We start from the raw sequence: 6,751 nt of genomic DNA, 5'->3' as shown, positions 1-6,751 counted from the left end.
CGCATCGCGGCCGATGCGCTGGCTCAGAAGGCCGATCATATCGCAGTGACGGGAGATCTCGCGAACATTGGATTGCCTGGCGAGTATGCGCACGCGCTCACCTGGCTCGAGGCGCTCGGCAGCCCGGAGCATGTCTCGGTGGTGCCCGGCAACCACGACATCTACACGGGGCGGCTCGGCAGAAGCGCGTCGTGCCTCGAGACGTGGGCGCCTTACATGCGCAGCAGCGAGGCCTGGACGCACGATGCGCCCGTTCACTTTCCTTATGTTCGTACGCTGGGATCGGTGGCGCTGATCGGGCTCAACTCCGCGGTGCCGACGCCGTCGTTCGTGGCGGCGGGCCGTCTCGGGGAAACTCAGATCGCCGAGCTCGCGCGCACGCTCACGCGGCTCGGCGAGGCCGAGTACACCCGCGTGGTGCTGATCCATCATCCGCCGCTGCCCGGGCAGGCGCCGCCACGGCGTGCGCTCGCGGATGCGTCGGCGCTGGCGGATGTGCTCGACCGTTGCGGGGCCGAGTTGGTCCTGCACGGCCACAATCACCGCCAGATGCTATCCTGGCGCACGCATTCGAAGGGCGGCATTCCTGTTCTCGGCGTGGCGTCGGCCTCGGCCGGGCGTGCGCACAAGACCGAGCCGCTGGCGCGCTATCACGTGCTGCGCATCGCGCGCGCGGACGGTGCCGTCGAGGTCAACTGCGAGATACGCGGCCTCGCGACGCCGGACGGCGAGGTGGTGAGCCTCGAGCGGCGCGACCTCGTCATGCCTCCCGCATGAGACCTGCGATTTACGCTTCGGCTATGGTGCGGTGACGCGCAGAAGAACCGCGGTCGTGTCGTCGGAAGTTTTCGCGCGCGGGAAGCGCGTGCACTCGGCGTCGTCCGCTTCCAGGGCGCGCAGCTCCGAAAAAAGCGGAGCAAGTCCGCCGGACCAGGCGGCGGCAAATAGGCGGCTCGTGTCATACTGGCGGAACACGTCGACGAGGCGCAGCAGTCCGTCGGACGCGAGCAGGATGCGGGCGCCAGGCGAGACCGGCAGCGTGCCGTGGCGGATCATGGCGCCGGGCGGCGGCGTGATCGAGAAGATTCCATAGCCGGACGGCGCATTCATGCGCGCGCGTTGTGCCCTGAGGCGCGGCCAGAGATCCGCGCGCGTCAGCGGTGCCTGCTGGGGCTCGCCGTCGGTCTCGCGCCCGGTCAGCGCTTCGGCAACCCAGCGGTCGCCGGCCGTTTCCTCGTCGACGCCGATCTGCGTGAAGCCGTCGCCATGCTCGATGAGCAGCGTGCAGTCGCCGAGGCTCACGTACTCGATTTCGCTGCGTCCGGTCGCGCGCACGATGATCGCGGCGGCGGACGGATGCTCCTCGGGTCCAGCAGCAACCCGCCGTGTCTCGGCGGTGAAGCGCGGGGCGAGTCGCTCGGCGACTAGGCGCGGAACATCTACCAGCGATTGGGGCGGCGCCGTGGCCATCTCGTGCAGGGTCTCGTTCATTGCCGCGGCGAACCATGCGGCGTCGGAGGGTGCGTGCGTCAAGGGCTCCGGCACGACATCGGTCGCGCCGTCGATCACCCACGCGAAGGGCGGCGCGACGCCGGCCCGGTCCTCGTTCTCATTGCCGCTCGCGAGGCTCAGGATATCCACGATCTCAAATGACATGGCTGCTCACTTTTTCGCCCCGACAGGGCATGCGTTTGTCCATGCGGCCGATTGCGGGGGCAGACCGCGCCCGGGTTCGTGCTAGTCTCCGCGATCTCGAACGAGGCTGCGGAGCACCAAGGCTTTGCCGCGTTTCAGACGCCATCTCAAGCTCAACCTGGCCTTGCAGGGCGGTGGTGCGCACGGTGCCTTCACCTGGGGCGTGCTCGACCGGCTGCTCGAGGAGGATCATCTGTCGTTCGGCTGGATCTCCGGCACGAGCGCGGGTGCGGTGAACGCCGTTGCGCTGGCGTCGGGCCTCGCCGAGGGTGGACGCGAGGGCGCACGCGCCAAGCTGCGCGAGGTGTGGGAGGCGGTGCACAAGGCGGGCGTTCCCGACCTGCTGCGGCTCAACCCGTTCCTCGCCGGGCTCAGCAACTCCAATGCGTTCGCGCATGTCGCGAGCCTGCTGTCGCCCTACGACTTCAATCCGCTCGGCTACGATCCGCTGCGCGCTCTGATCTCCGAGACCATCGACTTCGAGGGCATCCGCACGCGCTCTCCGGTGGAGCTGCTGATCGCCGCGACGGAGGTGGCGACGGGACGGCCGCGCCTGTTCCGCCGCGCGGAGATCTCCGTCGAGGCCGTGCTCGCCTCGTCATGCTTGCCGACGCTGCACCGCACGATCGAGATCGACGGGGTGGGCTATTGGGACGGCGGGTTCTCGAAGAACCCCGATCTCGTCACGCTGGCGACGGAGAGCCCGGTCAAGGACACGCTGCTTGTCGAGATCAATCCGCTCGAACGGCGCGAGGTGCCGAAGGGCGCGCGCGAGATCGCGGGCGCCGTGAACCGGCTCACGTTCAACGCGCCGCTCTTGCGCGATGTCGAGCTGATCCTCGCCGTGCGCGAGGCACTGCGCGGGCGGTTCGGCGCCAAGCGCGGGCCGCAGGGGGCGCTCGCGGCGCACCGTTTTCACATGATCGAGGCGGGCCGCTATACGGCGTCGCTGTCCGACGACACCAAGCTCAAGCCGGATCGCGGGCTGTTCACGTACCTGCACGCGGCGGGGCGGACGCAGGCGCATAAATGGATCGGGCAGCATCTCGCCAGCGTAGGGCGCCGCGAGACGGTCGATCTCGCGGCCCGCTTCGTTCATCGCGGAACGGCGACGGCCGTCGAGGAAGAGAGCGAGGACGAAGCCGATGTTGCGGCCTCGCGAGCGTAGCGCGTCGGTGTGCAGACGCAAACAGCTCAGGGGCCGATGAGGCGGGCGTAGCCTTCCTCGATGGAGTTCTCCAGGAGCCCCTTGTAGATCTTGTACTCAGGGTTCTTCGGCGTGATCTCGCCGAGCGCGAGCGATTTGAACTCCTGGCGCTTCATGTAGACGATCGGCGAGGCCACGGGCATGAACATCGCCCGCTGCTTGTTCAGCGTGGTGATGAGGCCGCGCATCTCGTCATTCTGATCGATCTGGGAAACAAGCACCATGCGCATGGCGCCCTTGGTCAGCGAGACCAGGTGAATGTACATGGAGGAGGCCGGCACGTAGAGGCGGCCGCGGTGGGAGAACGGGGCGTCGGGACGCTCGCGCTCCTCGAACAGCAGGCTCGGCCATTCCGGGTCCCAGACGATGTCGGTCCGGTAGGCGACGATGGCGTCCGGCTTGGCGAAGGCCGGGCGGATGGTGAGGTAGCTGCCGATGTAGTGGTCGACGGCGGCGCGCGTGTAGGCGCCCATGTAGACCGGCGCGACGACACCCCCTTCGCCCTTGAGCTCCATGGGCTGGGCCGTCGACATGGAGCCGAACCACTGCTCCTTCAAGCGCTGGTAGTCGAGCCCCAGCACCATGGCCACGTCGAACAGCGTCTGCTCGCGCACCGGCTTGCCGTGCAGGAGGTTCTGGATCGTCTTCTCGTGGCAGTCGGCCGCGTCTGCCAGCTCCGCCTGGGTCAGCTTTTTCTCGACCATCGCGGTGCGGATGATCTCCACCGCCGCGACCCGCTCTTTGCTGCCCGCTGTCGGTTTCATTGCGGCGGCCCACCCACGGATAACAACTTTCCGCAATATACCGGATTTTGCCGCCGACCCAAGTCCCCTGGGGAACAGCGTCCCCGGTGGGCCACGAAAAAGGCGGGCCGCTTCGCCGGCCCGCCTCTGCAACTCAAGCCTGCTGTGCTGGATCAGCCGCGGCCGAGCACTTGGATCGAGACCGGAGCCAGACCCGAGCCCTGCATGCCGATGACGCCGGCGGCGCCGCGGGACAGGTCGATGATGCGCCCCTTGATGAACGGGCCGCGGTCGTTGATGGTCACGGTCACCGAGCGGCCGTTGTTGCGGTTGGTGACCAGCACACGGGTGCCGAAGGGCAGCGTGCGGTGGGCGGCCGTCATGGCGCTCGGGTTGAAGCGTGCGCCCGAGGCGGTCTTCTGGCCCTGCCAGTAGTACGAGGCGATGCCGTGCGAGCCGCCGCCGTAGCTTGCGACAGAGTTGCGCTTGGCCTTCTTGTAGCTGACCTTCTTATAGGCCTTCTTGGACGCGGCTTTCTTGTAGCCGTGCTTCTTATAGGCAGCTTTCCGATAGGCAGCCTTTTTATGGGCGGCCTTCCGGTACTTCTTGTACGAGGCTTTCTTGTACGCCTTCTTCGAGGCATAGGATGCCTTGCCCGAGGCCTCGTGCCGATCGTGTGCCGCGTTCGCCGGTTGAGCGCCCATCAGGCCAATCGAAAGGGCTGCGAGAGCCGCGAATGCAAAATACCGCATGATCAAGTCTCCATCGTTCCCAGCGACAGTGCTTCGGCTCAGAATGGTGCTTCCCCAGACCCCGGTCCCCCAAAGGACAACGCTCGGGCCAAACCCCGCCTCGGCGGGCGTCTTTCTCAACAAAGGGATGAGCTACCGGTGCGAAGAGAGAGCCTCAGCGCAACCCCAGAACGTGTTCTGTCACTCCAATATTCCGGGGTTCCACACTGTCCCCCGTTCTGGTGGCGCGCACCTGATCAGCCGAATTGGGCGAAATCAACGACGGAAGCTGAACGGTGTTTTTAACGGTGTGCTCCCGGCGTTGATTTCGCACTGTTTTCCACCGGGCGGCGCGACAGGTGCGACGGCGGGTCGCATGATGTGACGTCTGATGGATATTTCGCAAAGCTCTGGAAATACGGCGACTTTGTGGCGCCGGAAAGAAGTGCGCTCAGGGATGCGGCCGCGCGCGGAGGCGGCCGGCGCGGGGTGACTTTCCTCGCGGCGTCAGCATTGGCTAAGCAGGGCGCCCGCGTTGCCTTGAACTCGCGCAAGCGATCCCCATACCTTAGCCAAGGTCAGGCTGATTGGGCGCACGCCGATCGTTGCCGTCTGTCTTCACCGATACAGCCCATCCGGCCTGCTTTCGCTAACAGGTCGCCCGCGGAAGACGCGTCGCCGCGATCTGCCGGCGTGTATTTCTATTTGGAGCATCTCCCCATGACCTCATCTCCAGACCATGGCAGCCGGAGCAGGCTCGGCCGGAGCGCCGCGCTGGCTGCACTTGCGCTGCCGCTTGCCGCGTTCGGCATGGCGCCGCCGGCAGAGGCGCGCATCAGGTGCGAGAACGGATACCAGATCGTCAACGGTTCGCCGATCTCGACGCCCTACTGCCAGGACGCGCTTTTGGGCAGGGTTGCGCGTGCGCGAGGCTGGAAGGTCTCGGACGCTGCGATCCGCAACAACCCGAACCTCAAGCGCCATGTGTGCCAGCACGTGGGGCGCGACATCCGCGTCTACATGGCGTGCATCGACGCCAACAGCCTGGGGCGCCGGTTCCATTGATCGCGGCCCGACAGGGTCCGAAGCGATCATGCTCTAGAAACGCGAACGAGCCCTCACTCCCGAAGGAGAGGGCTCGCTCGTCACCCCCCTTGTGTGGGGATCAACCGGAGACAGTCTGCGCGGGGCTCGGATAGCTGCTCACGTCCAGGTTGGGCGTGATCTCGGCTGCGTCCTTCGCCCGGCGCACGCGGCCGTCGAACTGTGCGCCTTCGGAGATCGAAAGCGTCTGGTGGAAGATGTCGCCCTCGACCACCGAGGTCGGGTGCAGCGTCACGGAGTGGGCCTTGATGGCGCCGCGCACGCCGCCGCGCACCTCGATCTGTTCGGCGCAGACCGTGCCCACGACCGAGCCTTCCTCACCGATGACGACCTGCTTGCCGGTCACGTCGCCGCGCACGTCGCCGTCGATCTGAAGCTTGTTCTGCGAAATGATGGTGATCTTCTCGCCGAGAATGGCGAGGTCGGTGCCGATGACCGAAGTGCCCAAGCTCGTGGCCGGGCCGAACGGCGAGGCGCGTCCATTCGAGGGTGTAGGGCCCGACAGGGCACTGGGCGGGCTTGGTGGCTTCGGTAGGCTGGGATCTGAACTTGAGCCGCGGCTGAACACGCTAACCTCCCCTGATACTCACACAACTGACTGGCGTCCACTATGGACAGAAACACGGTGAGATGGAGGAAATTTGTCGTCAAAGAGTGAATGATGACGAAATTGTCGCGTTGGCGCCGGGCCGCCCCTTGGGGCGATGCAAGGTCGTGGTGGACAATGCCGTCGGCACAGAGAGCCGGTGCTGACCGCCGTCAGTCGCCGGCCTTCGGGCCGCCGCCGAGCTCGCCGGTCAGAAACTGGGCACGGCCGTAGCCGAACGACCAGTCCTCATCGGTGTTTTCGACCATCGAGACCATGACATCGCTCGGGGCGATGCCGCAGCTCCGCTCCAGCTCCTCGACAAGCAGGCGATAGAACCGCTCCTTGGCCGCGCGCCCACGCGGGCGTGTCGTCACCTGCAGCACGACGACGTCGTCCGTGCGCGGGATGCCGAGGCCGGTGTCCTCGACGATGAGGCGCGAGCGCTTATGCTCATGGACGATCTGATAGCGGTCGCGCTCGGGCACCTCGAAGGCGGCCAGCATGGCGCGGTGGGCGGCATCGAGTAGAGCCTTCAGCTCGGACTTGGAACGGCCTTCGATGAGGTCGAAGCGGAGGAGGGGCATGGCGAGGCACCGGGGATCAGAGGGCGAGACGATCAGGGCGTAGGTGGATTGAGGCTCAGGGACAATAGGCAAGAAGTGCTGGACGGAAGGCAGCAGGC

At 66.4% G+C, this 6,751-nt stretch carries 8 protein-coding genes; 3 read left to right on the top strand and 5 right to left on the bottom strand.

Features of this window, described 5'->3' with window-relative positions; genetic code table 11:
* Nucleotides 1-777: metallophosphoesterase (locus IT540_RS11830; protein ID WP_291177733.1), on the top strand; the 777-nt coding region annotated here is incomplete at its 5' end.
* A 21-nt stretch (nucleotides 778-798) separates the two neighbouring features.
* On the opposite strand, the gene IT540_RS11825 is transcribed toward IT540_RS11830, so the two are convergent.
* Entirely contained in the window at nucleotides 799-1,656 is an 858-nt protein-coding gene (locus tag IT540_RS11825) for a protein phosphatase 2C domain-containing protein (RefSeq protein ID WP_291177730.1), read from the bottom strand.
* Nucleotides 1,657-1,780: 124 nt separating this feature from the next.
* Here IT540_RS11825 and IT540_RS11820 point away from each other — a divergent pair, with 124 nt between their 5' ends.
* Complete coding sequence (locus tag IT540_RS11820) at nucleotides 1,781-2,863, top strand: patatin-like phospholipase family protein (protein WP_291177726.1); 1,083 nt, start codon at nucleotides 1,781-1,783, stop codon at nucleotides 2,861-2,863.
* 26 nt (nucleotides 2,864-2,889) lie between these two features.
* On the opposite strand, the gene IT540_RS11815 is transcribed toward IT540_RS11820, so the two are convergent.
* Both IT540_RS11815 and IT540_RS11810 read right to left on the bottom strand, forming a co-directional pair.
* Nucleotides 2,890-3,666: a helix-turn-helix transcriptional regulator gene (locus IT540_RS11815; protein ID WP_291177723.1), complete on the bottom strand. Its 777-nt coding sequence runs from the start codon at nucleotides 3,664-3,666 to the stop codon at nucleotides 2,890-2,892.
* 152 nt (nucleotides 3,667-3,818) lie between these two features.
* A complete protein-coding gene (locus tag IT540_RS11810) occupies nucleotides 3,819-4,397 on the bottom strand; it encodes a septal ring lytic transglycosylase RlpA family protein (protein ID WP_291177721.1) in 579 nt (192 codons plus the stop codon).
* Nucleotides 4,398-5,096: 699 nt separating this feature from the next.
* Here IT540_RS11810 and IT540_RS11805 point away from each other — a divergent pair.
* Nucleotides 5,097-5,441, top strand: coding sequence for a hypothetical protein (locus IT540_RS11805; protein ID WP_291177718.1), 345 nt, complete (start codon nucleotides 5,097-5,099; stop codon nucleotides 5,439-5,441).
* A gap of 100 nt (nucleotides 5,442-5,541) precedes the next feature.
* Here the strand turns inward: IT540_RS11805 and IT540_RS11800 are convergent, their stop codons facing one another.
* Both IT540_RS11800 and IT540_RS11795 read right to left on the bottom strand, forming a co-directional pair.
* Entirely contained in the window at nucleotides 5,542-5,928 is a 387-nt protein-coding gene (locus IT540_RS11800) for a polymer-forming cytoskeletal protein (RefSeq protein ID WP_291177715.1), read from the bottom strand.
* A 311-nt stretch (nucleotides 5,929-6,239) separates the two neighbouring features.
* Entirely contained in the window at nucleotides 6,240-6,653 is a 414-nt protein-coding gene (locus IT540_RS11795) for a tautomerase family protein (protein ID WP_291177712.1), read from the bottom strand.
* Between the last annotated feature and the right edge of the window lie 98 nt (nucleotides 6,654-6,751).

Source organism: Hyphomicrobium sp., assembly GCF_020852195.1.
Lineage (GTDB): Bacteria > Pseudomonadota > Alphaproteobacteria > Rhizobiales > Hyphomicrobiaceae > Hyphomicrobium_C.
This window is presented reverse-complemented; position numbering and strand designations above follow the sequence as displayed.